Annotated in this window: 22 protein-coding genes; 3 read left to right on the forward strand and 19 right to left on the reverse strand. The window is 44.1% G+C overall.

The genetic code is table 11. The annotated features are described in order from the left end of the window. Nucleotides 1–21: 21 nt before the first annotated feature. From cooS to ACTQWB_RS02670, 5 genes are all read right to left on the reverse strand, one after another. A complete protein-coding gene (gene cooS, locus ACTQWB_RS02650) occupies nt 22–1,914 on the reverse strand; it encodes an anaerobic carbon-monoxide dehydrogenase catalytic subunit (protein WP_441500227.1) in 1,893 nt (630 codons plus the stop codon). 243 nt (nt 1,915–2,157) lie between these two features. Next, entirely contained in the window at nt 2,158–2,928 is a 771-nt protein-coding gene (locus ACTQWB_RS02655; protein ID WP_441500228.1) for a nucleotide-binding protein, read from the reverse strand. Nucleotides 2,929–2,967: 39 nt separating this feature from the next. Next, entirely contained in the window at nt 2,968–3,900 is a 933-nt protein-coding gene (locus ACTQWB_RS02660; RefSeq protein WP_441500229.1) for a methylenetetrahydrofolate reductase, read from the reverse strand. Between the two features lie 104 nt (nt 3,901–4,004). After that, nucleotides 4,005–4,187, reverse strand: coding sequence for a CooT family nickel-binding protein (locus tag ACTQWB_RS02665; protein WP_441500230.1), 183 nt, complete (start codon nt 4,185–4,187; stop codon nt 4,005–4,007). Nucleotides 4,188–4,239: 52 nt separating this feature from the next. After that, a complete protein-coding gene (locus ACTQWB_RS02670) occupies nt 4,240–4,635 on the reverse strand; it encodes a cobalt transporter (protein WP_441500231.1) in 396 nt (131 codons plus the stop codon). Between the two features lie 458 nt (nt 4,636–5,093). On the opposite strand from ACTQWB_RS02670, the gene ACTQWB_RS02675 reads away from it, so the two are divergent. After that, nucleotides 5,094–5,918 (forward strand): aldo/keto reductase, encoded by an 825-nt coding sequence (locus tag ACTQWB_RS02675; RefSeq protein WP_441500232.1) that lies wholly within the window; start codon nt 5,094–5,096, stop codon nt 5,916–5,918. 215 nt (nt 5,919–6,133) lie between these two features. Here the strand turns inward: ACTQWB_RS02675 and ACTQWB_RS02680 are convergent, their stop codons facing one another. Genes ACTQWB_RS02680 through ACTQWB_RS02695 form a run of 4 tightly spaced genes read right to left on the reverse strand, consistent with a single transcriptional unit; the run spans nt 6,134 to nt 10,485 of the window. Continuing rightward, nucleotides 6,134–7,135 (reverse strand): NAD(P)H-dependent glycerol-3-phosphate dehydrogenase, encoded by a 1,002-nt coding sequence (locus tag ACTQWB_RS02680; protein WP_441500233.1) that lies wholly within the window; start codon nt 7,133–7,135, stop codon nt 6,134–6,136. A 14-nt stretch (nt 7,136–7,149) separates the two neighbouring features. Further along, complete coding sequence (gene plsY / locus ACTQWB_RS02685) at nt 7,150–7,797, reverse strand: glycerol-3-phosphate 1-O-acyltransferase PlsY (protein WP_441500234.1); 648 nt, start codon at nt 7,795–7,797, stop codon at nt 7,150–7,152. 2 nt (nt 7,798–7,799) lie between these two features. Beyond that, a complete protein-coding gene (gene der / locus ACTQWB_RS02690) occupies nt 7,800–9,125 on the reverse strand; it encodes a ribosome biogenesis GTPase Der (protein ID WP_441500235.1) in 1,326 nt (441 codons plus the stop codon). After that, complete coding sequence (locus ACTQWB_RS02695) at nt 9,088–10,485, reverse strand: DUF512 domain-containing protein (RefSeq protein WP_441500389.1); 1,398 nt, start codon at nt 10,483–10,485, stop codon at nt 9,088–9,090. Before ACTQWB_RS02695 ends, der begins: the two co-directional genes overlap by 38 nt. A 329-nt stretch (nt 10,486–10,814) precedes the next feature. On the opposite strand from ACTQWB_RS02695, the gene ACTQWB_RS02700 reads away from it, so the two are divergent. Then, nucleotides 10,815–11,987 (forward strand): ribose-phosphate pyrophosphokinase, encoded by a 1,173-nt coding sequence (locus ACTQWB_RS02700; RefSeq protein ID WP_441500236.1) that lies wholly within the window; start codon nt 10,815–10,817, stop codon nt 11,985–11,987. A gap of 147 nt (nt 11,988–12,134) precedes the next feature. Here the strand turns inward: ACTQWB_RS02700 and pgeF are convergent, their stop codons facing one another. From pgeF to ACTQWB_RS02740, 8 genes are all read right to left on the reverse strand, one after another. Further along, nucleotides 12,135–12,986, reverse strand: coding sequence for a peptidoglycan editing factor PgeF (gene pgeF / locus ACTQWB_RS02705; protein WP_441500390.1), 852 nt, complete (start codon nt 12,984–12,986; stop codon nt 12,135–12,137). Nucleotides 12,987–13,074: 88 nt separating this feature from the next. After that, nucleotides 13,075–13,437: a YraN family protein gene (locus tag ACTQWB_RS02710; protein WP_441500237.1), complete on the reverse strand. Its 363-nt coding sequence runs from the start codon at nt 13,435–13,437 to the stop codon at nt 13,075–13,077. 153 nt (nt 13,438–13,590) lie between these two features. Next, nucleotides 13,591–14,352 (reverse strand): ribonuclease HII, encoded by a 762-nt coding sequence (locus ACTQWB_RS02715; RefSeq protein WP_441500238.1) that lies wholly within the window; start codon nt 14,350–14,352, stop codon nt 13,591–13,593. A gap of 1 nt (nt 14,353) precedes the next feature. After that, nucleotides 14,354–15,208, reverse strand: a complete 855-nt coding sequence (gene ylqF / locus ACTQWB_RS02720; protein WP_441500239.1) for a ribosome biogenesis GTPase YlqF — start codon at nt 15,206–15,208, stop codon at nt 14,354–14,356. Between the two features lie 29 nt (nt 15,209–15,237). Then, on the reverse strand, nt 15,238–15,876 hold the full coding sequence (gene lepB / locus ACTQWB_RS02725; protein WP_441500240.1) for a signal peptidase I: 639 nt from the start codon (nt 15,874–15,876) through the stop codon (nt 15,238–15,240). A gap of 199 nt (nt 15,877–16,075) precedes the next feature. After that, the gene (rplS, locus tag ACTQWB_RS02730; protein ID WP_441500241.1) at nt 16,076–16,423 is read right to left on the reverse strand and encodes a 50S ribosomal protein L19; all 348 of its coding nucleotides are present in this window, start codon (nt 16,421–16,423) and stop codon (nt 16,076–16,078) included. A gap of 247 nt (nt 16,424–16,670) precedes the next feature. Beyond that, nucleotides 16,671–17,546, reverse strand: a complete 876-nt coding sequence (locus ACTQWB_RS02735) for a methionyl aminopeptidase (protein WP_441500242.1) — start codon at nt 17,544–17,546, stop codon at nt 16,671–16,673. A 165-nt stretch (nt 17,547–17,711) separates the two neighbouring features. Then, entirely contained in the window at nt 17,712–18,488 is a 777-nt protein-coding gene (locus ACTQWB_RS02740; RefSeq protein WP_441500243.1) for a ZIP family metal transporter, read from the reverse strand. Between the two features lie 284 nt (nt 18,489–18,772). On the opposite strand from ACTQWB_RS02740, the gene ACTQWB_RS02745 reads away from it, so the two are divergent. Further along, the gene (locus ACTQWB_RS02745; RefSeq protein WP_441500244.1) at nt 18,773–20,143 is read left to right on the forward strand and encodes an MATE family efflux transporter; all 1,371 of its coding nucleotides are present in this window, start codon (nt 18,773–18,775) and stop codon (nt 20,141–20,143) included. 179 nt (nt 20,144–20,322) lie between these two features. On the opposite strand, the gene ACTQWB_RS02750 is transcribed toward ACTQWB_RS02745, so the two are convergent. Further along, nucleotides 20,323–21,285, reverse strand: coding sequence for an OmpA family protein (locus ACTQWB_RS02750; RefSeq protein ID WP_441500245.1), 963 nt, complete (start codon nt 21,283–21,285; stop codon nt 20,323–20,325). A 12-nt stretch (nt 21,286–21,297) separates the two neighbouring features. Beyond that, nucleotides 21,298–22,920: a MotA/TolQ/ExbB proton channel family protein gene (locus ACTQWB_RS02755; protein ID WP_441500246.1), complete on the reverse strand. Its 1,623-nt coding sequence runs from the start codon at nt 22,918–22,920 to the stop codon at nt 21,298–21,300. Between the last annotated feature and the right edge of the window lie 80 nt (nt 22,921–23,000).

Genomic DNA, 23,000 nt, shown 5'->3' on the forward strand with positions numbered 1-23,000 from the left:
TTAATCGCGCCTTTCCTGCTATCAGATTCCGAGAGCTTCACGTTTCTCTTCGATTCTCTCGATCATCAGATCGCCTAATTTATCAATATCTTTCTCAACTGTATAAGCAGCTTCTACCCAGTCACGAACACCCTCTGTAAGGAGACCAGCTACCTCAGAAGATCCGGATACATATGGATCTACGCCAAGGAAGGTATCGATACCAGTTGCTACTACATAGTTTCCGATGGAAACAGCCTTCTCAGACATCCACTCAGGAGCACATCCTACTACTGGAAGCTGGGAAATGTTCAGTCCGGAATCCTTAGCAAGCTCAGAAGCAAGGATCATCATACGGCTGATATCAACACAAGATCCCATATGTAATACTGGCGGGATATCTGCGAGCTCGCAAACACGTTTCAGACCAGCACCGCAAAGATCTTTTGCAGCTTTATCCATAAGTCCTGCACGTGCAGCTGCCTGTGCGGAGCATCCGGAAGCGATGATCACGATATCGTTTGCGATCAGTTTCTTCATAAGTTCAATGTGAGCTGTATCAGGTCTTACCTTCGGGTTGTTACATCCAACCATAGCTACAGCACCACGGATAACACCAGAGGTAATGCACTCAAGGAGAGGCTTGGTGGTACCGGTCTCATCTACCTGAGAGTTTGTTACACCATCAAGTGTCTTAACGATTGCTTCTACAGAATATCCAACAGTTGCCTTCTGTTTCATATCCGGGATATGTACAAGCTCTGGATTTCTGTTCTTAAAGTTCTCACAAGCAAGCTTAACGATCTGTTTTGCATTCTCTCCTGCTGTATCAGCGTTGAATCTGATGAAATCAGAATCAGGCATCTGGCAGATTGGGGAAGTTGTGATGAATTTTGTATGGAAGCATTTGGAAAGAGGTCCAAGTGCCGGGAAAATACACTGAACGTCAACTACGATTGCCTCACAAGCACCTGTCAGTACAACGTTCTCCTGCTGTAAGAAGTTACCAGCCATCGGAATACCACGGCGCATTGCAACTTCATTTGATGTACAGCATACACCGGAAACAGTGATTCCCTTAGCGCCCATGGATTTCGCATAGTCGATCATCTCTTTGCTGTCTGCATACTCACAGATCATCTCAGAAAGACTGGGATCATGTCCATGAACAACGATGTTTACGTTCTCAGCATTCATAACACCAAGGTTTGCCTCAGTCTCGATTGGCTTCGGAGTTCCGAAAAGGACATCGGAAAACTCAGTTCCGCACATGGAACCGCCCCATCCATCAGAAAGTCCGTTACGAAGAGCCTGACGGATCAGAGCCTCCGGTTTGCTGGTGTTACCCATATGAGTCATGTGCATTGCACAGGAAACCTCACGGTCGATTGCTCTTGGCTCGATCTCAGCCTCATGCCACAGATCCTGTGTATGCTGGGGAGCTCTCTTCAGCCATCTGGAATATCCTCTGATCTTTCCGTACTCTTCCTGGGCAAGATCAGAAATTTCATGAGCCAGATCATAGATGTCTTTACCCTCTGTCTCAACGCCCCACTCTTTTGCAATGCGGATCAGCTTCTCAGGATCTTTTACCTGGTAATCGCCGCCCTCTTTTGCATGTCCAAGTGTGATACAGATCTCACGTCCGTGATCAGAGTGTGTAGCTGCGCCGCCTGCTGTGAAACGAAGGAAGTTTCTTCCTACGATACCATGTACATCGCATCCGCAGATGCCTCTCGGTGCCTTAGGTGTAATACGGCACGGACCCATAGCACAGATTCGGCAACATACGCCCTGCTCACCGAATTTACAGTGTGGAGTCTGATTCTTAACACGCATCTGCCAGGAATCAGCGCCTACCTTTGCACCAGTCTCAAGAAGACGGGCTGTGGCAGCTTCGAATTCTTCCACTGTAGTTAATTTGAATTCACTCATTATTGACCTCCTCTAAGTATGTGTTACTTTCAATCATTTTTATTTTGTTCCGGTAACCGGAACCCATCCCCTCCCATGGGATATTTTTCTGTTTAAAAATTCCGCAGCGACGTTTCCGCCTACTGCGGAATTCATCATCCAATTCCATACTGTGTAAGACACAGTATTTCCAGAGTCTGAAAAGAATCATTTCTGAATACTCCAGGCTCTTGTTTTATCACCATATGGGCACGGGAATCTCACTTATAAACCAAGCTTGTCCACGATTTCACGAAGAGCAATTTTAACCGGATTATCTTCTGGAAGTCCAACTGTTGGTTTTCCTTCACAGTCATACTCGTAAACAGTTTCATCCTGTGGTACTACCCCAAGAAGATGAAGTCCCTGTTTCTCAATCTCTTCTTTGATTCCATCATTCAGCTTGCCGCCAGGAGCACGATTGATGATAAGGCCAACTTCATCCGGGTGCATATCGCATTCCTTAATAAGTTCTGCAATACGGCCAACAGCCTGCACGCCTCTTCTGGAGCAGTCACTGACCAGGATCGCTGTCTGCATAGACGGAAGCACACCTCTGCTGATATGCTCCATACCAGCCTCATTATCCACTACAATATAAGGATAATTGTTCTGATATTTTGCCAGCTGGGTCTGAAGAAGTCCGTTTACGAAGCAGTAACAACCCTTGCCCTGGGTTCTTCCCATAACAAGAAGATCGAAATCGTCATCCTCTACAAGAGCATCCTCAAAACGTCTCTCTGCATAATCAGCTTTGGACATTCCGGCTGGAATCGGGTTCTCACTTGCCATTTCTGCGCGAGCAATTTCTTCCCTCACGTCACCAAGTGTAGTTTCTACTTCCACTCCAAGAACCTCATTCAGATTTGAGTTCGCATCAGCATCAACTGCAAGGATCGGGCCCTTGCCCTTCTCGCAGAGATACTGGATCAGCATTCCGCATAATGTGGTTTTACCAACGCCGCCTTTTCCTGCGACAGCAATTACATGTGCCATAAAATCAATTGCCTCCTGAAAAATTTAAGTCAAAACCAATTAGATCAGTGTACGAAGTCCGGATCTGTCGATGATCTCGGATACATCTTTCCACTTATTAAGAGCATACAGATGGATACCATCTACGCCAAGTGCACGGTACTCATCGATCTGTTTGATGGTGTACTCGATTCCTTCTTCTTTGAATCTCTTGATCTTATCATCATAGAACATATCAAATGGCTTGCCATCTGCATCTTTTGCTGCAAATGGGTTCGGGAACAGCCAGTTTCTGGAAATGAGTCTGCAAAGCTCACGGTCCATTACACAGCCGTTACGGGAAAGTGCCATGTTAATTGTAGCGGACATGTCAAGAATTGGCATAACTCCAACATCTACAGGCATTGTAACACCAGCCTCACGGATTGCATCCAGCCAGTATTTGAACTGCTCCATATCCCAGCAGAGCTGAGTCATAATGTAATCAGCGCCATTGTCCTGTTTCTGTCTGAGAACTGCGATATCAGCATCAAGGCTACGGCATGCAATGTGTCCCTCCGGGGATCCTGCAACTGCGATCTCGAATTTGTCACCAAACTCATCACGAACGAATTTTACAAGGTCTGTAGCATAGTTAAAATCGCCACAGGTAGTTGTCTCACCAAGCGGAATATCTCCACGAAGTGCAAGCATATGGTCAACGCCCTCTGCAAGATACTGATCCAGCTGCTCTTTGATTCCTTCTTTGGTGTTCTTGATTACTGTGAAATGGGTAACAGGAGTTGTTCCAGCTTTTTTGATCATCTGACATACTTCTCTGTTAGCACCAACGTTTCCGCCGCCTGCACCATATGTACAGGAGATATACTCCGGTTTGTACTTCATAAGATGATCGATTGTTCCAGGAAGATTCTCCATTCCTTTTTCTGTCTTCGGCGGGAAAAGCTCGAAAGACAGAAGCATTTTTTCTTTCATAGCTTCTGACAATTTCATAATTACATACCTCCACGTATTAAGTAATTTTTATTCTAAAGGCGTAACGCCTCAAGATCATGTAAAAGTCCTGACAATAACTGTACAGATGTACAGTCATTTCTTTAATCACATTTCACTTTAACAATACTATTCGCAAGATCTACCATAAGGATAGTACCTTCAACGACTCTCTCATCCCCCATAATGTCACGGAGAACAAGCTTATCTCCCTCTACATTGATCCGGCTGACATTCTTAAAGATCACAGAATCATCGTTATCCTTATAAACAGTTGCTAAACACATAATGATGCCTCCCTATTGCTGACAACCAGAAAAAAATATCTGGTATAACTTCTTATTTCATTTCTTCTTTTACAAGAGTAAGGGCAAGTCCAAGACGCATATTGCCTTTCTGGAAATCAGAAACACTTTCCTTAATCGTCTTCGCAGCAGCATCCATTCCCAGTTTTGCCAGATTATCAGCCATCTGGTCAAGTTCAGCTGCGTGATGCTCGTTATGCTGAAGCATATAAGTAAGAAGAGCTACTGTCTCATTCTTGCAGTCTCCTCCCTGGCAGCTGCCGCAGTCTGTACCGCAGCTCTGTCCCTCAGCGTGTGTATGGTCATGGTGTTCAGATCCATCATGAGTATGTGCATGGGTATGGCTTACTCCATCTGCATGAGTGTGCTCATGAGTATGTTCATGACCATGCTGGATCACATTACCATTTTCATCTTTGATCAAATGCATTGAATACTCCTTCCCGCCTGTAAAAGGCAGATTCTTTATGGCACAAATCCCTCCGTCTAAATTATTTCTAGGCATGAAAAAGGCTCACGCAGGTGGCGTGAGTATGGACATCAGGGTATTCTTTACCCGTTGGTGAGATTCCGCTTATCTCCATATCATGCATAACGCAATTCCTTTCTTCTACCTGAAAAAGTGCAGACTTATGACATAAATTTATCAATTTTTTCTTTATTATACATCCTTTTTCTCTGTTACGCAAGGATATAATTATAAAATTTTACCAAATTTCAATGCTTTACCATACAAATATATGTTTTAATCTCTGTACAATTTCGCCAATTTTCCATGAGAGTTGTTTAAAGTTTAACGAACTGATATTTAAGTAAAAAAAAGGTGAATGTTTCGTAATTATATGGTATAATAATTCAAGTTAAGTCTTAAGTGAGGAGGAATTAGCTTTGAGAGAAACCGTATTCCTGAATAACGACAGAGAAATGCCCCTTTTAGGGCTTGGTGTATATAAAACAGCAGATAACGAAGCAGAGACAGCCATCACAGCCGCAGTAAATGCCGGCTACCGTCTCATTGATACGGCTTCCGCCTATAAGAACGAGGAAAGCATAGGCAAAGCCATCGCTAAATGCGGCATTCCCCGTAAGGAGCTCTTTATCACAAGCAAAATCTGGAATAACGCCCAGCGCCTTGGGGATGTAGACGGTGCATTTTACCGCAGCATGGAAAGGCTGAAGCTGGACTATCTGGATCTTTACCTGATTCACTGGCCTGTTCCCGGCTGCTACATGGGTACCTGGCTTGAGATGGCCAAGCTGTTGGAGACCGGGCGTGTTCTTTCTATCGGAGTGAGCAATTTCCAAATCCATCATCTGGAAGAATTGAAGAAGTTTTCCGGTATTGTTCCAGCAGTCAACCAGATAGAATGTCATCCTCTCTGCTATCCGAAAGAGCTTATTGAATACTGCCAGTCAGAGGGAATACAGGTTCAGGCCTATGCCCCATTGGCAAGAGGTGCCTATCTTGATAATGATGTTATGTGTGTACTTGGCACTAAATATGCACATACTCCTGCCCAGGTAGGACTCCGCTGGGCTATCCAGAAGGGAATTTCCGTAATCCCGAAATCTGTGAATCCAGACCGTATCGCTTCCAATGCCAATATTTTTGATTTTAATATCGAAGAAGAAGACATGGAGATCATGGATACCTTAAATGAAGACCTGCATACTTCCCATGTGCCAGATGATCTGAAAGATGTTATCTTCTGATTTTCCTGACCGCATTATTTTTTTGCAGTCCCCTGCAAGGTAGGGAGCCCACATAATCAAAAAAAGAAAAGCCAGATATGTTCATACACATGTCCGGCTTTTCTTTTTTATTATATTCTAACATTGTAATGGCCCAGCGCCAGTTTTCAAAACACTACGCATTCCGCCAGTGTGGTATATCCGTCAAATGCAGATCAGAATCCCCTTCATCCAGATCACTCCCAGGAAATCTCGCCCTGTTTTTCTCTTTGCATAAGATCTTTTACAGCCTCAGAGGCCGGCTTATTTTCAAATAGAAGTTTATTCACTTCCATAATGATCGGCATTTCCACATCATACTTCTCGGCCAGGGCTTTGGCTGCTTTGGCGGAATAAACGCCTTCTACGACCATCTGTACCTCATCCATTGCCTGTTCCATGGTATACCCTTTTCCCATCAGGTAACCAGCTCGCCTGTTACGGCTGTGTATACTGGCACAGGTAACGATCAGATCCCCAATTCCGGAAAGGCCTGCAAAGGTCTCCAGCTTGGCTCCCATTTTCGCCCCAAGTCTTGCCATCTCTGCGATTCCACGCGTAATCAGCGCTGCCTTGGTATTATCCCCATAGCCCAGTCCATCTGCGGTACCTGCTGCCAGGGCAATTACATTCTTAAGGGCACCGCCAAGTTCAACGCCAAGCATATCCGGTGTCGTATACACTCTGAAAACCGGACTCATAAAAAGTCCCTGGAGATATTCTGCTGTTTCTTTTTTGCGGGCGCTGACCACACAGGTGGTTGGCAGACCCCGGCTGACTTCTTCCGCATGGCTTGGTCCTGAAAGTACGCACACATCTGCCTGAGGAATTTCTTCTTTGATAATGTCGCACACAGGCATAAGCGTCTGCTCTTCCACACCCTTTGCCACATTTACGATAATCTGTCCCTGGTGCATCAGAGGTGAAAGTCTTTTACTGATATTCCGGATGTACGCAGATGGAGATGCAAACACGACTACGTCTGGCGCCTCCAGTGCAGCCCTCTCATCGCCTGTTATAATAATTTCCTCCGGGATCTTAATTCCAGGAAGCTTGGAAGGATCTTCTCTCGTCTCATTCAGACTTACCGCCTTCTGGGGATGTGCAGACCACAACATAACCTCATGGCCATTGTTGTGGAGCAATATCGCAAGCGCTGTTCCCCAGCTTCCGGTTCCCATTACGCTGATTTTTGCCATTTCGTCACCTCGTCTTATCTGGATGCAGTTTTACCTGCTCCAAGCTTATTCTCTGTTCCATTTAATAAGCGGGAAATATTCGCTCTGTGTCTGTAAATTGCAAGCACTGTCAGCAGTCCCATGATCACATCCATTTCAATGGTATGAAACAGATCCATTCCATAATTTCCAGCTGTCCCAAAACCAATAAAGCAGATCAGTGCCCCCACATAAGTCACGATCGAGCCTAACGACACATAACGGGTAATCGCAACAATGCCGATAAAAAGCAGCACACAGATCAGAAACACTTTCCAATCAAGTGCCAGAAGCATTCCTGCTGATGCTGCGATTCCCTTACCGCCCCTAAATCCAAGATAAAATGGAAAATTATGTCCAAGCACACAGCCTGCCGCCGTATACATTCCAAGCAGCGGAAGGATATCCTGATAATGGTTCTTAAAAACAGCATCCACCACCAGGATCGCGATCACGCATTTCAGCATGTCACCTACCAGTGTCATCGCGCCGGCCTTTTTCCCAAGGGTACGCAGTGCATTTGTAGTTCCTGCATTACCGCTTCCATACTGTCTTATGTCCATGTGATGTGCTTTCCCGATAATGTAGGATGTCTGGAACATTCCAAACACATATCCGATAGCCAGACAAATAATACGTTCCATGATTATTCCTTCTCTCCACGCTCTCTTACAATGAACTTCAACGGTGTACCGCCAAAATCAAAGGCGTCGCGGATTTTATTCTCCAGATATCTGGTATAGGAGAAATGCATAAGTTCTTTATCATTTACAAAAATAACGAATGTAGGCGGTTTTACTGCAACCTGTGTCATATAGAATATTTTCAGGCGGCGGCCCCTGTCAGACGGCGGCTGCTGCATGGCAACTGCTTCTGCAAGGATTTCATTCAGCACACCGGTCTGGATACGCATAGTCTGGTTCTCAATTACCGCATCCAGTGTCTCAAACATTCTGGAAATACGAAGTCCTGTCTTGGCAGAAATAAATACAATCTCTGCATATGGCATAAAAGAAAGAACTTCACGGATACGGTTCGTATGCTTATAAATGGTCTTGTCATTTTTCTCAATGGCATCCCATTTATTGACCGCAATGATCACACCCTTCCCCTTTTCATGGGCAATTCCTGCGATCTTTGCATCCTGCTCAGTAACGCCCTCAGCTGCATCAATCATCACAACCACAACATCTGCACGCTCCACCGCGGTCACTGTACGGATAACGCTAAAGCGCTCGATTTCTTCTTTTACCTTTGCTTTACGACGCAGTCCTGCTGTATCAATAAAGATATAGTCCTTTTCATTCCAGGTAACCTTGGTATCAACAGCATCACGGGTAGTACCTGCGATATCAGACACGATCACGCGGTCTTCACCAAGAAGCTTATTCACCAGGGAGGATTTTCCCACATTTGGTTTCCCCACAATGGCAATTTTCGGGATATCAGAATCTTCATCTTCACCTGCATCCTCCGGGAAATGCTTTACAACTTCATCCAGCATATCTCCAAGCCCCTGGCGGTTCGCTGCGGAAATAGCAAATGGCTCTCCGATTCCCAGATTATAAAATTCATAGACATCCATCATATATTTCTGAATGCTGTCCACTTTGTTAACAGCCAGAACCACCGGCTTGCCACTGCGGCGGAGCATATCAGCGACCTTGGAATCAGAATCCACAAGCCCCTGATGTACATCCGTAATAAAAATAATAACATCTGCCGTATCGATGGCGATCTGTGCCTGTTCTCTCATCTGGGAAAGAATGATGTCCCCGCTGTCAGGCTCAATACCGCCTGTATCGATCAGGGTGAAATCATTATCCAGCCATGATACATCTGCATAAATTCGATCTCTTGTTACACCTGGCGTATCTTTTACAATGGAAATTTTATCTCCTGCCAGCACATTAAACAATGTAGATTTGCCCACATTAGGCCTTCCAACAATTGCCACTACCGGTTTGCTCATACATTTGTCTCCTTTTCTGTTTCTTATGTTCTGGCGGATCAAGTACTGCTGACACAAGATCTGCGCCGCCTTCATCTACGATTACGATTTCTGTATTCAGCTTCCTGGAAAGCTCTTCTACAGTAATGTCATCCAGGAAAACATCCTCTTCATTCTTCAGCATATTACAAGGCAGCAGAAGCTTCTCCCCAAGATCAGTTCCCTGAAGCTGTTTCAGAAGATCCTGCCCGGTTATCAGCCCGGATACCGTAATGCTCTCACCAAAAAATTCATTTCTTATTGGAATGACATCCACTTCCACATTAGGAAATTTCTCCCGGATCATTCCCATATATTTCCTGATAAAAGGTGCAGCCAACGCTCCGGTGGCACTGACAGCATTTATCTTCCTGTCATCTCCCGGCCGCGCATCAAGAGCCTCCTGTATCTCTGTTCCCAGAAGCCGTAACATCCCCACACCGTTTTCCAGCTGAAGATATCCGTCATAAGACTCTTCCCGGGGTAATTCTTCTCCAGCCAGAATATACCATTCATCTGAAGCATGAATAAAATGAATGCCATATTCATCCATCATTTTCTTCTGCCAGGAATGAATCAGCTCCAGAACCTTCTTCGCATCCTCTTTTCCAAAAGGCTCCATAGGATACAGCCCTTCACGGAATTTCGTCAGTCCCACAGGTACTACAGAAACGCTCTGCAGCACTGGTGCATACGCAGACATCCTCCGGATACTGTCATCCAGCTCCTTACCATCGTTTACCCCTTTGCACAGAACGATCTGTCCATTCATGGTAATCCCGGCTTCATAGAGCTTCTGCACCTTAGAAAGGGCATCTCCTGCAAAACGGTTATGGAGCATTTTACAGCGAAGCTCAGGATTCATGGTCTGAAAAGAAATATTAATGGGTTCAAGATGATACCGGATGATCCTGTCGATATCGTGGTCACTCATATTGGTAAGTGTCACATAATTCCCCTGAATAAAAGAGAGTCTGGAATCATCATCCTTAAAATAAAGAGTATCTCTCATTCCAGGCGGCATCTGGTCGATAAAACAGAAAATACAATGATTGGAACAGGAACGGTAATCATCCATCAGATCCTTTTCAAAGGTAACCCCCAGATCCTCCTCATATTCCTTCTCCACTTCAAGCTCCCAGATTTCTCCATTGGCCTTTTCAACTTCCAGAACCACATATTCCTCATTCATCAGATAGCGGTAATCAAATATATCCTCAACAGGCTGTCTATTTACGGAAAGGAGCACATCTCCAGGTACAAGCTCAAGCTCCTGCGCAATACTGCCCTCCTGCACAATTGAAATCACATGTTTATTTTTTTTCTTCACATTTCTCTCCATATATACTACGAAAGTCCTGAATACAACCATAACCAGCCATGCCAGACATGAACAGATCATAAATATAATCCAGGCTGAACCTTACGAGTAAGTATGGCCACACTATAGCCATTATTTTTACTATACCAAGTTTTTTCCAAAAACACAACCAAAAATTTTATTCAGATACTGGCATTTGCGTTTTTTCAAGTAAAAATCAATAAATTCCTTGACGTCATTTAGGGCAAATGTTATAAATATAAAGAAGAGATCTGTAAATAGAAAGGACACGTGTCCCTATATCTGCAGACAATTGAATGACAATCAGCATACTACTTAGGAGGAATATCATGCCGAACATAGAATTACTTGAGAAATCTATGCCTGTTGCGCCTATCCGCATCGCAGCACTGGAAGGCTGCCGCGAACTTGCAGACGAGGTAGACAGAAACCTGGTAAAATTCCGTAAGGAACTTGTAGAGAAGAAAGGTCTGGACAATATCCCGCAAGGCTACAGCGAAAGCTCTTTTATTGTAGATTGTGAATGTCCCCGTTTTGGTACCGGTGAGGGCAAAGGAATCATTAAAGAATCCGTCCGCGGAACCGACCTCTACATTATGGTAGACGTTACCAACTATAGTTCCACTTATACCGTCTGCGGTCACGAGAACCATATGTCTCCAGACAATCATTTCCAGGATCTGAAGAGAATCATTTCCGCAGCTACAGGTAAGGCACACAGAATCAATGTAATCATGCCATTCCTTTACGAAGGCCGTCAGCACAGACGTAAGAAGAGAGAATCCCTGGACTGTGCACTGGCGCTCCGCGAATTAAGCGATATGGGTGTATCCAATATTATCACTTTTGACGCCCATGACCCACGCGTCCAGAACTCTATCCCGTTAAATGGTTTTGACAATTTCTTCCCTACCTATCAGTTCTTAAAAGCACTGGTGAAGAATGTTGACAATTTCCAGGTAGACAATGACCACCTTATGATCATCAGCCCAGATGAGGGTGCTATGTCCAGAGCTGTTTATTTCTCCAATATCCTTGGAGTTGATATGGGTATGTTCTATAAGAGACGTGACTACTCCACCGTTGTAAACGGCAAGAACCCTATCGTAGCCCATGAATTCCTTGGTGACTCTGTAGAGGGCAAGGATGTAGTTATCATCGACGACATGATTTCTTCCGGTGAAAGTATGCTTGACGTTGCCAAACAGATCAAAGAACGTCATGCCAACCGTGTATTCATCTGTACTACCTATGGTCTGTTTACAGAGGGCATGGATAAATTTGACGCATACTATGAAAAAGGCTGGATTGACAAGGTTATCACCACCAACCTGAACTATCGTATTCCAGAGCTTCTCACAAAACCTTATTATGTAGAAGCTAATATGAGCAAATATCTTGCAAGCATCATTGATATCATTAACCATGATGTTTCCGTTGAAAAAGTTCGTTCCAGCAACGAGAAGATCATGGACCTGATGAAGCGTGTAAATCAGGAATAAATTACAGATCAGATATAAAAGAAGGCTTTGTACCGCAAATTCAGTTAGTTGCGGTGCAGAGCCTTTTTATTTACTCTTATGTTTTCTTCTGCCTTCTATTCTCTTACAGAAGTATTCTGATGACCTGTTCTTCACCAGATCGTCCATTCAGATTTTCTGCCGTATTCCCAGAAACGCCGCCAGGTTTCCTCTCTTGCCATGGGATGCCCTATGTGAAAAAAGGAATTCCGGATTACAGCAGGTGCAGATTCCAGGCATGGAAATATGCTCTTCCTTTATTCCCGCTTCCAGAAAAATGATTCGATTCGCCTCCTGCAGATTCAGCTGGTACTTTCCATTTTCTTTTTTGTAAAAAAGCTGTTTCCAGTATTTTTCATCAAACCCATTCTGAAATTCCAGAATCACATCTTCGCTTACTTCGTAGCATTCCTGACAGATAGACGGACCAATGGCAGTAATGATATCCTCAGGATCTGAGTCAAACTGCTGTCTCATTTTTTCAATGGTCACTTTTCCTATTTTTCCAACTGTCCCACGCCAGCCAGAATGGGAAAGACCAATCGCCTTATGAACAGGATCCACAAAATAAAGTGGCACACAGTCCGCGTAATAAGTGCATAGCACAATCCCGGGAACATTTGTGATCATTCCATCCACATCATGAAACTCTTTCGGCCGTGTTACCCCATTGCCACGGGCTTTTTCTCCTATCAGCCGCACATTGGTAGTATGCGTCTGATCTGACGCCACAATGTCCTCCACAGAAAATCCTGCAGCTTCGCCAAGTCTTCTGTAGTTCTCCCGGACCGCATTTTCATCATCTCCCCTTGTAAAGCTAAGATTCATAGAGGAAAAGATTCCTTCGCTTACACCGCCCAGCCTTGTGCTGAAACAATGCACAATATCGGGAAACTGTTCAAGGGAAGGATAAGTAAGATAGGTCACCCCATTATTTTCATTGATACGCATATGTTGTTCATTTTGCCATCTTATGGTCATCATCTTCTCCTTATTGTTCAAATACGCCCTGAAACCTATTGCCCCTTTAAAATTATTACGAAAATCAATATGTCTTCTTTCCAGGCGCTCAGCCGCAAAAATCAAATGCATTCTTCACCCAGCAGATTTTATTGCCTTCGATTCCCACTACATCGAACCGGCACCTTACATCCATGCTTCTATAGCGATTTTTCAGGTACTCCACAGCCACTTTGGAGATCATCCGCTGCTTATGCCAGTCCACAGCAGCCAGGGGATTTCCTGAACATTCCGAACTTCTGTATTTGACCTCCACAAAGATCAGCCAGCCATCATCTGTCATTCCGATCAGGTCGATCTCGCCATGCCGGTTCCGGTAATTGCGGTCCAGAATCATCACCCCCTGGGCTATCAGATAATCAGCGGCAATCTTTTCGTAACAGGCCCCTACTTTCCGTCTGTTCTTTTCCATAGAAACTCCAATATATCTGTGTGTAGGTATCCTTTGTAGTTTAGAAGTCCAGCAAGAGGTGCAGCACAACTTGTGGAAGATTTTATCTTATCCAGGGAGATTGTAATTAACTGCACTAGCAAAATATACTATAATACAGGACGTATGCAGTTTCTAAACCGTCACAAAATTCTTAATAAAGGTTGCTCTGTGTATCGGGCTTGGGCCATATTTTTTCAGAGCCTCAATATGTGACGCAGCACCATAACCCTTATTTGACGCAAACCCATACTCTGGCATCACCTTATCGTATTCCACCATCATCCGGTCTCTTGTAACCTTAGCTACAATACTGGCAGCTGCTATGGATATGCTTTTCGCATCCCCCTTTATGATTGGAACCTGGGGAATAGTTACCCGGGGAATGGTCACTGCATCGTTTAAAAGGATCTGTGGAACAGGATCAAGCTTACTGATTGCTTCCCGCATCGCCTCATAGGTAGCCTGTAAAATATTGATCTCATCAATTCTCTTTGGACTTGCCATTCCAATTCCAACAGCAACCGCGTTCTCCATGATCACATCGTACAGCTCTTCTCTTTTCTTTGCACTTAACTGTTTGGAATCATTCAGATATAATATCTTACAGTCCCTTGGCAGAATGACTGCACCCGCCACTACCGGGCCAGCCAGCGGTCCTCTTCCAACTTCATCAATTCCGCACACATAGCCCAGGTCTTCATATTTGTGCTCAAATTCCTTCATTTTTTCTGTACGGGCAAGTTCTTTCCGATACGCAGTCTCTTTCTTTTGAAGCTGCTCCAGAAGCTTTCTGACGCCGCTCCTTGCATCATCCTTATATTTTTCAAAAAGGAACGCATATTCTTCCGGCCTGGCAGCCTGAATCTCGTTTTTTATCTCAGTAATCTTTTGCATATTATTTTTCCTCTTGAGGTGCCCACTCCAAAGTGATCCTTCCAATTTTGCCAGAGCGGAAATCATCAAATAAAATCAGGGAAGCCTTTGCATAATCAAGCTCCTCGCCCTTTTTCAGGCAGCCCCTGGAACGGGCGATTGCCTCCAGGATCTGTACCGGAGTCCCTTCTTCCAGTATCTGATAACGTTTCTCCAAAGCACCGGCATATTTTCCCCGTATAAATTCAATAAGGGTAAGGGCAAGCTCTTCCATATTCAGAATATCATCCTTGATAGAGCCAATATACGCCAGTCGCATTCCCACTGTCTCATCTTCAAATTTCGGCCACAGGATTCCTGGTGTATCCAGAAGTTCCACATTCTTATTCAGGCGAATCCACTGCTTTCCCTTGGTCACACCAGGCTTATTTCCAGTCTTGGCACAGGCTCTTCCTGCAAACGTATTGATAAACGTAGACTTGCCAACATTGGGAATTCCCACTACCATAGCACGGATCGGCCTGTTCTTGATTCCTCTTCTTCTGTCACGTTCCGTTTTCTCTTTGCATGCCTCCGAAATAGCAGCCTGAATGGCTTTCATGCCAGAGCCGCTGCGGGAATCTACTTTCACCACGTAGAAACCCTTCTTCTGGAAATATGCTTTCCAGGCTTCATTCTGGCGTTCATCACCGAGATCTGATTTATTCAGAAGGATCAGTCTTGCCTTATTTTTCCCAAGCTCATCTATATCCGGATTACGGCTTGCAAGGGGAACCCGTGAGTCTACAAGTTCAATGATCAGATCGATCAGTTTAATATCCTCCTGCATCTGTCGTTTCGTTTTGGTCATATGACCCGGATACCATTGTACGTTCATAATTACCTCATTTTCAATTCTGTTTAAAATTAATTTTTCAAAGGTCCGATTTCTTTTTGGGGATAAATCTGGAACCATAGTTTCCCTGTTATGTACTTCTTATTTACCCTTCCAATATCCCCATACCGGCTGTCTTCACTGTTATTCCGGTTATCTCCAAGGACAAAATATTCCCCTGCCTCCAGGGTGATCGCATTGGCTGCCATTCCCGGATTATTAATGATAGGAAAATCCTTCCCTTCTTTATAGACCTCTCCATTGATCTGGATTCTGCCATTTACGATCTGGATCGTCTCTCCTGGCAGTCCGATCACCCGGCGGATATGAAGGGCCGCCTCATCGCTTCCGTTTGTGCGGAATACGATAATATCTCCTCTCTTTGGGGAGGATGCTTTATAAGCAAGCTTATTTATAAAATAGCGGCTGCCAACTGCAAGGGTTGGCTCCATAGAGCTCTCCTGCATAGTCACTGACTGAAACAGCATCATAGATGTCAGCACTGCAAAAGCCAGTGTAACTGCTATCTCAAATACCCAGGTCAGTATATTCCTCAGTCTGCTGTCTTCCAGCTTTTCCCTGGCACCGGAAAGTGCCTTTTTCTCCATTCTGGTGATCTCCGGCATGTTAAAAAGCTGTTCTTTTTCTTTCTTATTTCTTCTGTCGCTCATCTTCCACTCCAATCCTGTTTCAGTCAGATGCCATATAAACACGTGCTGCATTTGCAGCAGGCACTCTGAACGGATACTTTTTCATTTTACCACATATCATGGAAAAGAAAAAGAATAAAAAAATTTCCTATTACATAAAAAATGCTGCCCAGACAGTCATAATGGCCATCTGCGCAGCAATTTTCATTTCTGATTGAAATTATTTAACAAGCTCTTTAACCTTAGCGGCTTTACCAACACGGTCTCTTAAGTAGTTCAGTTTCGCACGGCGAACTTTACCACGACGGATAACTTCTACTTCTTTTACGTGTGGGGAATGAAGCGGCCATGTCTTCTCAACGCCAACACCATTGGATGCTTTTCTTACTGTGAAAGTAGCTCTGGTGCTTCCGCCCTGTTTCTTTAATACAGTTCCCTCGAAGATCTGGATACGCTCACGGTTACCCTCTTTGATCAGAGCGTGTACTCTTACGGTATCACCTACGTTAAACTGCGGTACTTCTTTTTTCAGCTGTTCTGCTTCGATGTTTTTAATAATTTCGTTCATGTTATTCTCTCCTTATTCTCTGGATGTTCTTAATACCCATCACGGTAACAGCGGACCATCTTTTTTCACAACATAAGTGATTATACTATAGTTATTTCCTGATTGCAACTACTATTTTTCATATTTTACATTATATTTTGCAACGTATATTTCATACCTTATTCAGAGTCGGCCTTATTCAGGATCAAACGCAGAATACTTCGTATTTCGTCCAGATTCAGTTACCATCGTTAGATTTATACTGTTATTACCAGCAGATCACTTCGCAGCCGTTCTCTGTTACCAATACCGTTACCTCCCACTGTGCGGAAGGCATTCCGTCCTCCGTGCGGACTGTCCAGTCATCCACTTCATCTGTATAAACTTCGTCACTTCCCATATTGACCATAGGCTCAATCGTGAACATCATTCCCGGCTCCATGATCACGCCGCTGTTTTCTTCAGACGTGTAACTGACCCAGGGGTCCTCATGAAATTCCAGGCCTACTCCGTGGCCACCAATTTCTTTTACAATTGTGTATCCATTTTCAAGGGCATGCATGTGGACTGCATGTCCCATATTTCCAATTGGTTCCCATGGTTTCACCTTGGAAATACCGATTTCTACGCACTCTTTGGTAACGCGTACCAGCTTTTCCTTCTCAGGACTTACATTTCCAATGCAGAACATACGGGATGAATCAGAAAAATAACCATTATAAATCGTAGAAACATCTACGTTGATAATATCGCCGTCTTTCAGGATCTCATCCTCGGAAGGAATCCCGTGGCATACTACCTCATTGATAGAAGTGCAGACGCTCTTCGGGAAGCCTTCATAATCAAGCGGCGCCGGAATTCCGCCGTGGCGTACCGTCTCTTCATGTACCCACCGGTCAATTTCTGCGGTAGAAATTCCAGCCTTAATATGCTCTGCCACATAATCAAGTACCGCTACATTGATTCTGCAACTCTCTTTGATCTTCTCAATCTGTTCCGAAGTCTTGATCAGTTTACGATCCAATACAGGATAACCTTTCTGGCGAAGCTGTTCCACTTTCGCATCAAAGGCCTCATGACACTTCTTATATTTCTTTCCACTGCCACACCAGCATGGATCATTACGTCCGATTTTTGTTGACATTTTATTCTCTCCTTTTCCCCTGGGTTATTTCTCCCCAGTCTTTCTCTTTTGTAAAATGCGCTTAACCGCATGTATCTTATCTGGAACCGATTTCGCACAAACTTCTTTTTGCTCTGAACCGTAACTATTATTTTATACTTGAAACCGGTAAATTGCAACCACCAATCAGCCAAGTGCCACATCAAGTGACATCATGAGCACGAAACCTGCTGCAAACGCCAGTGTTCCGACATTGCTGTGTTCTCCTTCACTGGTCTCTGGAATCAATTCCTCCACAACAACATAAAGCATTGCACCAGCTGCAAATGCCAGAAGATAAGGAAGTACAGGTGTAATATATTTCGCCAGCAAAAGCGTCAGAGCTCCTGCCAGCGGTTCCACTGCCCCGGAAGCAGTTCCGTAAACAAATGATCCGCGTCTGCTCATCCCATTTCCTCGCAACGGCATGGAAATGATCGCTCCCTCCGGAAAATTCTGTATTGCAATACCAATGGCCAGTGCAAAGGCTCCTGCCATGGTCACCGTCCCATTGCCTGATAATGCCCCGGCAAAAACAGCTCCTGCTGATAGTCCTTCCGGTATATTGTGAATGGTCACGGCAAGGACAAGCATGGTTGTTTTTTTTAAATTACATTTCAGGCCTTCGTTTTCTTCGCTATCCAGATGCAAATGCGGCACATATCTGTCCATAAAAAGCAGAAATCCGATTCCAAACAAAAAACCAACGGCAGCGGGGGCAAAAGCCATTTTTCCCCAATCTGCACTCATATCCATTGCCGGAATCAGAAGTGACCATACAGAGGCCGCAACCATAACCCCTGCCGCAAACCCCAGGAACCCCTTTTGCACCAATGGATTTAGTTCTTTTTTCATAAAAAACACGCAGGCTGCCCCAAGCGTAGTTCCTGCGAAAGGAATCAGCAATCCCCAGAATATATTCATGCTTCTCTCTCCTTATTTAGTTTACAATTTATGATTTTTGTTCATGGTGATGACTGCGTAAGCAGGCATATTCATTTAGTTAGTGTCTCCTAACTTTTATATTATCATAACACACTTTTTGTTTTTTTCCTACACTATTTAATGGTAAATTCTATCATCAATTCTTGCTGAATAGTTTCTGCCATGTTATACTAGATTCTGTTTATAAAAAATTTCTGCGATCCGCGCACTCTACTTTGCGGTATATTTTGCAGAAAGCCATTTTTTCAGAAAAGAGGTAATTCATGAACCAGACAAAAGATGAAAAATTAGGTACCGAAAAGCTTCCCCGTCTTATGGCCAGCCTGGCAATTCCATCTGTGATCGCCCAGCTGATCAATGTTCTTTATAACATTATTGACAGAATGTATATCGGACATATCAAAGACGCTGGATCCGTCGCCCTCACCGGTGTAGGGCTTACCTTTCCCATTATTATGATGATCTCTGCTTTCAGCGCCTTTATCGGCGCAGGTGGTGCACCCCTCGCTTCCATTGCCCTTGGAAAGAAGGACAAAGACCGTGCAGAGAAAATTCTCGGAAACGGTGTCAGTGTTCTTCTTATTTTCTCCATTTCCCTGACAATTATTTTTATGATTTTTAAGCGGCCCCTTCTGTTTATGTTTGGTGCAAGTGAACAGACTATCGGCTATGCAGTAAATTACATTACGATCTACCTTATAGGTACTGTTTTCGTGCAGCTTGCATTAGGCCTTAACATGTTTATCTCCTCCCAGGGACAGGCCCGTACCGCCATGTTCTCCGTGCTGATCGGCGCTGTGATCAATATTGTACTTGATCCGATATTCATTTTTGTCCTGGATATGAATGTACAGGGAGCAGCTCTTGCTACTATTCTCTCACAGGCCGTCAGTGCCATCTGGGTGGTCCGCTTTCTTCTTTCAGAAAAATCCGCCATCCGGATCAAAAGGAAAAACATGGCCATTGATCTTGACATTCTGAAAAATATCATGGCACTTGGAATTTCACCTTTTATCATGCAGGCAACAGAAAGCGCCATCAATATTGTACTCAACCGGGGACTTTCCATTTATGGCGGTGATCTTTATGTAGGTTCCATGACCATTCTCCAAAGTGTTATGCAGCTTGCAGTAGTTCCCATTCAGGGATTCACACAGGGAGTCCAGCCGATCATCAGTTATAATTTTGGGGCCCGGAAGTTTGACCGTGTAAAAAAGACCTATTGTCTTACCATCAGTTTTACCTTTATCGTTGCTTCTGTTTTCTGTCTCCTGACTGTATTCTTCCCAGGTACTTTTGCCCGAATCTTCACCACAGACACCGAGCTGCTTGAGCTGATTCAAAAGGTAATGCCTATTTTCATGGCAGGAATCGCAGTATTTGGAATCCAGATGGGCTGCCAGACCACTTTCATGGGACTTGGCCAGGCGAAAATTTCCCTTTTCATTGCTTTGCTCCGTAAAGTGATCCTGCTGATTCCACTTGCATTGATTCTTCCGAAATTCTTCGGTGTTATGGGAATCTATTATGCAGAACCGATTTCTGACATCACAGCTGCCACCACAGCATTTGTTATCTTTCTTTGCGTACGTAAAAAGATTGTTTCTGAAGAAGCACTCGCGAAGCTTGGATGACAATAAACTGTTCAAAAGAAGTCCAAAGTATTTCAAATCTTATCGCCTGAACAATTGCAATAATATTTGACCATATAAAAAAGAGTATTCCAGTTCTCATTACAAAAGAACTATGAAATACTCTTTTTGTTTGTCCTAAAATAAGTGAAAAAAGCTATCTGCTGGCATCTTCTGGCCCGTTACTGGGCTGCGTCCCCAGAAGCTGCTGTCTCCCCGCCTTCTTCTGTTCCAGACATGATCTTACTCAGCTCATCAATCATCTCATCATCTTTCAGCCGGAACTTAACCTCTACACGACGTGATGCATCTTTATCCACATTTCCATCTGCATCCAGGATTGGATTCGCCATAGAGTGTCCATTTACGGTCAGGTAATCCTGCAGGTTCAGACTCTGTTCTTCTGTCAGGAACTCTCCCTGAATATCAAGAAGATACTGTGCAACCGCCAGAGAACGCTGCTGGGACAGCTGCAGGTTATATGCATAATCTCCATCTGTATCTGTGTAACCATCAATGATGATCTCAGCAAGATAATTCTTATAAGTATCTTCCATCAGTACTTTACAGTAGATTGGAAGTACATTCCGAAGAGCTTCCTTACCAGCATCTGTAAGCTCGGATTCGTCTACATCAAATAATACACTTGCATCCAAAGTAAGCGCTCCGGTCTGGGAATCCAGGTTAACATTGATATTATTCTTCTGAAACTCTTTCTGAAGTGCTTCCACAACCTCAGCTTTGACACCGATAATATTATCAATTTTAGTCTGCTGCTGGGTAAGAAGTGTGGTTTTCTCATCCAGGTCCGTCTGCTGCTGGGCAAGAAGTGCCTGCTGCTCTTTTAATTTCGCTTCCTGCTCGGCCAGCGTCTGAGCCAGCGCAGTCAGCTTCTCATCCTTTGTTTTAATGGTTCCTTCCTGTTCCTCAATGGTATTCTGCTTGGCAAGAAGATCTGCTGTATACTCTGCCTGCAGAGCCAGCTTCTCGTCTCTTTCCTGAATACTCTCATCATAGCTCTTCTGGGCCTGGAAAAGTGTCAATGACATGATCAGTATGAAAAGAAGCAGAACGCCAGCCATAACATCGGAGTAGGAACGCCATACATTAAAGCCTCCATCTCCTGATTTTCTTTTTTTGCGCATGTCAATCTCCTCTTATCTGAATAAACCGAATTTTCCTTTCTGTGCTGCTTTGGAAAGTTCTTTCATGTTCTTGTTGATTTCTTCCAGAAGCGCCTGCTGGCCTTCATTCTGTTGTGCGATCAGATTGCCAAGCTTCTCTACGGAATCATTTCTTCCACTTGCGATCAGGGACACATCTCTGGTGTTGGCTGCTGTGACTTCACTCAGGAGCTTACGCACCTGCTCCATGGTCTTATAGGAAAGTCTCTGATACTGGGCGAAATCCTCCATCTGCGCAGTAAACTCTTCTGCCATCTTCTGATTAGCATGAATCAGATCTGTACCAGCCTGACTGGTGCTGCCAACCTTCTCGATGGAAGCCGCTGCTGTCTCCACATATTTCTGCATAGCCTGATTGCATGCAACCCAGAACTTGGCTGCTGATTTCTCTGCATCCTTCAGATAATCCACAACATGCTGATAATCCTGCTGCTGCATCTTCTGGATTTCCTGGTTTTCCGAAAGAATGCGGTTGGCCGTAGACATGTACCGGGTCTGCATGCCCCCCATTTCCTTCACCATATCGGTAATGGCCTTATCCTGCTTGTCGTAAGTCTCTGTCAGCTTCTGGCTCATCGTCTGATACATCGCGGAAGTATATGCAGTATTCTCCTTCTGAGCCTTTTTCAGCTGATCCAGTGCCATATTAAAATCGCGGAACTGCAGATGGAAGGAATTATTCATCTGTTTCAGGAATTCGTCCGAAATCTCACGGATCGCATCCTCCTGGCATCTGGTCACAGAAGCTACCAGCATATCCAGGGAATCATTCATCTTCTGGAATGTAGGAGTAATGACCTTCTCAAAGCTGTCTGCCATCTGGACGGAAAACTGCTCTGCCATCTGTTTCATAGCACTTGTCTGCAGCTTCTGGCTTGCAAGGAGCAGGTTTCTTGACTCATTCTCAGCTGTAGGCATTACATAAGAATGAAATTTCTCCAGAAATCCCTGGAGCTCCTCTGTCATGGAAGAATACTCGCCCTTCATTCCGAAAGTATAAATAATTGAGAAAGAAATACCATAAATAGAGGTGAGGAATGCCACTTTAATACCCTCTACCAATGCTGCAACAGAAGAAGTCATGGCACTGTAATCTGTAGGCTGGAAATCACGAAGTCCCCATACAAGGCCAAGGAATGTACCCAGAATACCAAGACTGGTAAAAATATCCGGTACCATTTCCAGAAGCTTTTTATGTACATGAATGTCAAGCTCATCCTCATTAATGAACTCTTCAATATCCCCAAGTCCCTCTTTACTATTGTTTATACTGTCTGTAAAGCTGTCCATTTTCTGATCCAGATATTTATCATCAAACAGCTCTCCCAGATACGTAAGATTCTTAGGCTCTGTCTTACCCGGAATCTTGAACATACCATTCAGTTCTTCAACTGCCCTGTGAAATGCTGTACTAAGATTATTCATACGGAACATTCCACCAAACATTGCGATCAGATACAGGACTGCGATCACCGCCAGAAATACGAAATTATAGATCGTAGATGATAAATTCCCCCTGCCTGCAAACAAGGTCAAAGCAGTGGTACCTGCAAGGACCGCAACAAACAATACAGAATGCGTGATTTTTTTCTTCATTGTCTGCCTCCCCATTTGTATTTTTTGAATTTTTTATCATAATATCACAATTTACACATAATAACAAGAAAAAACATACC

The sequence above is a fragment of the Blautia sp. HCP3S3_H10_2 genome (genome assembly GCF_052122375.1).
Lineage (GTDB): Bacteria > Bacillota > Clostridia > Lachnospirales > Lachnospiraceae > Blautia_A.

Coding starts and splice junctions, on each gene's coding strand:
- cooS (WP_441500227.1), bottom strand. CDS start 1,914: ATGAGTGAATTCAAATTAACTACAGTGGAAGAATTCGAAGCTGCCACA.
- ACTQWB_RS02655 (WP_441500228.1), bottom strand. CDS start 2,928: ATGGCACATGTAATTGCTGTCGCAGGAAAAGGCGGCGTTGGTAAAACC.
- ACTQWB_RS02660 (WP_441500229.1), bottom strand. CDS start 3,900: ATGAAATTGTCAGAAGCTATGAAAGAAAAAATGCTTCTGTCTTTCGAG.
- ACTQWB_RS02665 (WP_441500230.1), bottom strand. CDS start 4,187: ATGTGTTTAGCAACTGTTTATAAGGATAACGATGATTCTGTGATCTTT.
- ACTQWB_RS02670 (WP_441500231.1), bottom strand. CDS start 4,635: ATGCATTTGATCAAAGATGAAAATGGTAATGTGATCCAGCATGGTCAT.
- ACTQWB_RS02680 (WP_441500233.1), bottom strand. CDS start 7,135: ATGGCAAAAATCAGCGTAATGGGAACCGGAAGCTGGGGAACAGCGCTT.
- plsY (WP_441500234.1), bottom strand. CDS start 7,797: ATGGAACGTATTATTTGTCTGGCTATCGGATATGTGTTTGGAATGTTC.
- der (WP_441500235.1), bottom strand. CDS start 9,125: ATGAGCAAACCGGTAGTGGCAATTGTTGGAAGGCCTAATGTGGGCAAA.
- ACTQWB_RS02695 (WP_441500389.1), bottom strand. CDS start 10,485: ATGGAGAGAAATGTGAAGAAAAAAAATAAACATGTGATTTCAATTGTG.
- ACTQWB_RS02700 (WP_441500236.1), top strand. CDS start 10,815: ATGCCGAACATAGAATTACTTGAGAAATCTATGCCTGTTGCGCCTATC.
- pgeF (WP_441500390.1), bottom strand. CDS start 12,986: ATGACCATAAGATGGCAAAATGAACAACATATGCGTATCAATGAAAAT.
- ACTQWB_RS02710 (WP_441500237.1), bottom strand. CDS start 13,437: ATGGAAAAGAACAGACGGAAAGTAGGGGCCTGTTACGAAAAGATTGCC.
- ACTQWB_RS02715 (WP_441500238.1), bottom strand. CDS start 14,352: ATGCAAAAGATTACTGAGATAAAAAACGAGATTCAGGCTGCCAGGCCG.
- ylqF (WP_441500239.1), bottom strand. CDS start 15,208: ATGAACGTACAATGGTATCCGGGTCATATGACCAAAACGAAACGACAG.
- lepB (WP_441500240.1), bottom strand. CDS start 15,876: ATGAGCGACAGAAGAAATAAGAAAGAAAAAGAACAGCTTTTTAACATG.
- rplS (WP_441500241.1), bottom strand. CDS start 16,423: ATGAACGAAATTATTAAAAACATCGAAGCAGAACAGCTGAAAAAAGAA.
- ACTQWB_RS02735 (WP_441500242.1), bottom strand. CDS start 17,546: ATGTCAACAAAAATCGGACGTAATGATCCATGCTGGTGTGGCAGTGGA.
- ACTQWB_RS02740 (WP_441500243.1), bottom strand. CDS start 18,488: ATGAATATATTCTGGGGATTGCTGATTCCTTTCGCAGGAACTACGCTT.
- ACTQWB_RS02745 (WP_441500244.1), top strand. CDS start 18,773: ATGAACCAGACAAAAGATGAAAAATTAGGTACCGAAAAGCTTCCCCGT.
- ACTQWB_RS02750 (WP_441500245.1), bottom strand. CDS start 21,285: ATGCGCAAAAAAAGAAAATCAGGAGATGGAGGCTTTAATGTATGGCGT.
- ACTQWB_RS02755 (WP_441500246.1), bottom strand. CDS start 22,920: ATGAAGAAAAAAATCACGCATTCTGTATTGTTTGTTGCGGTCCTTGCA.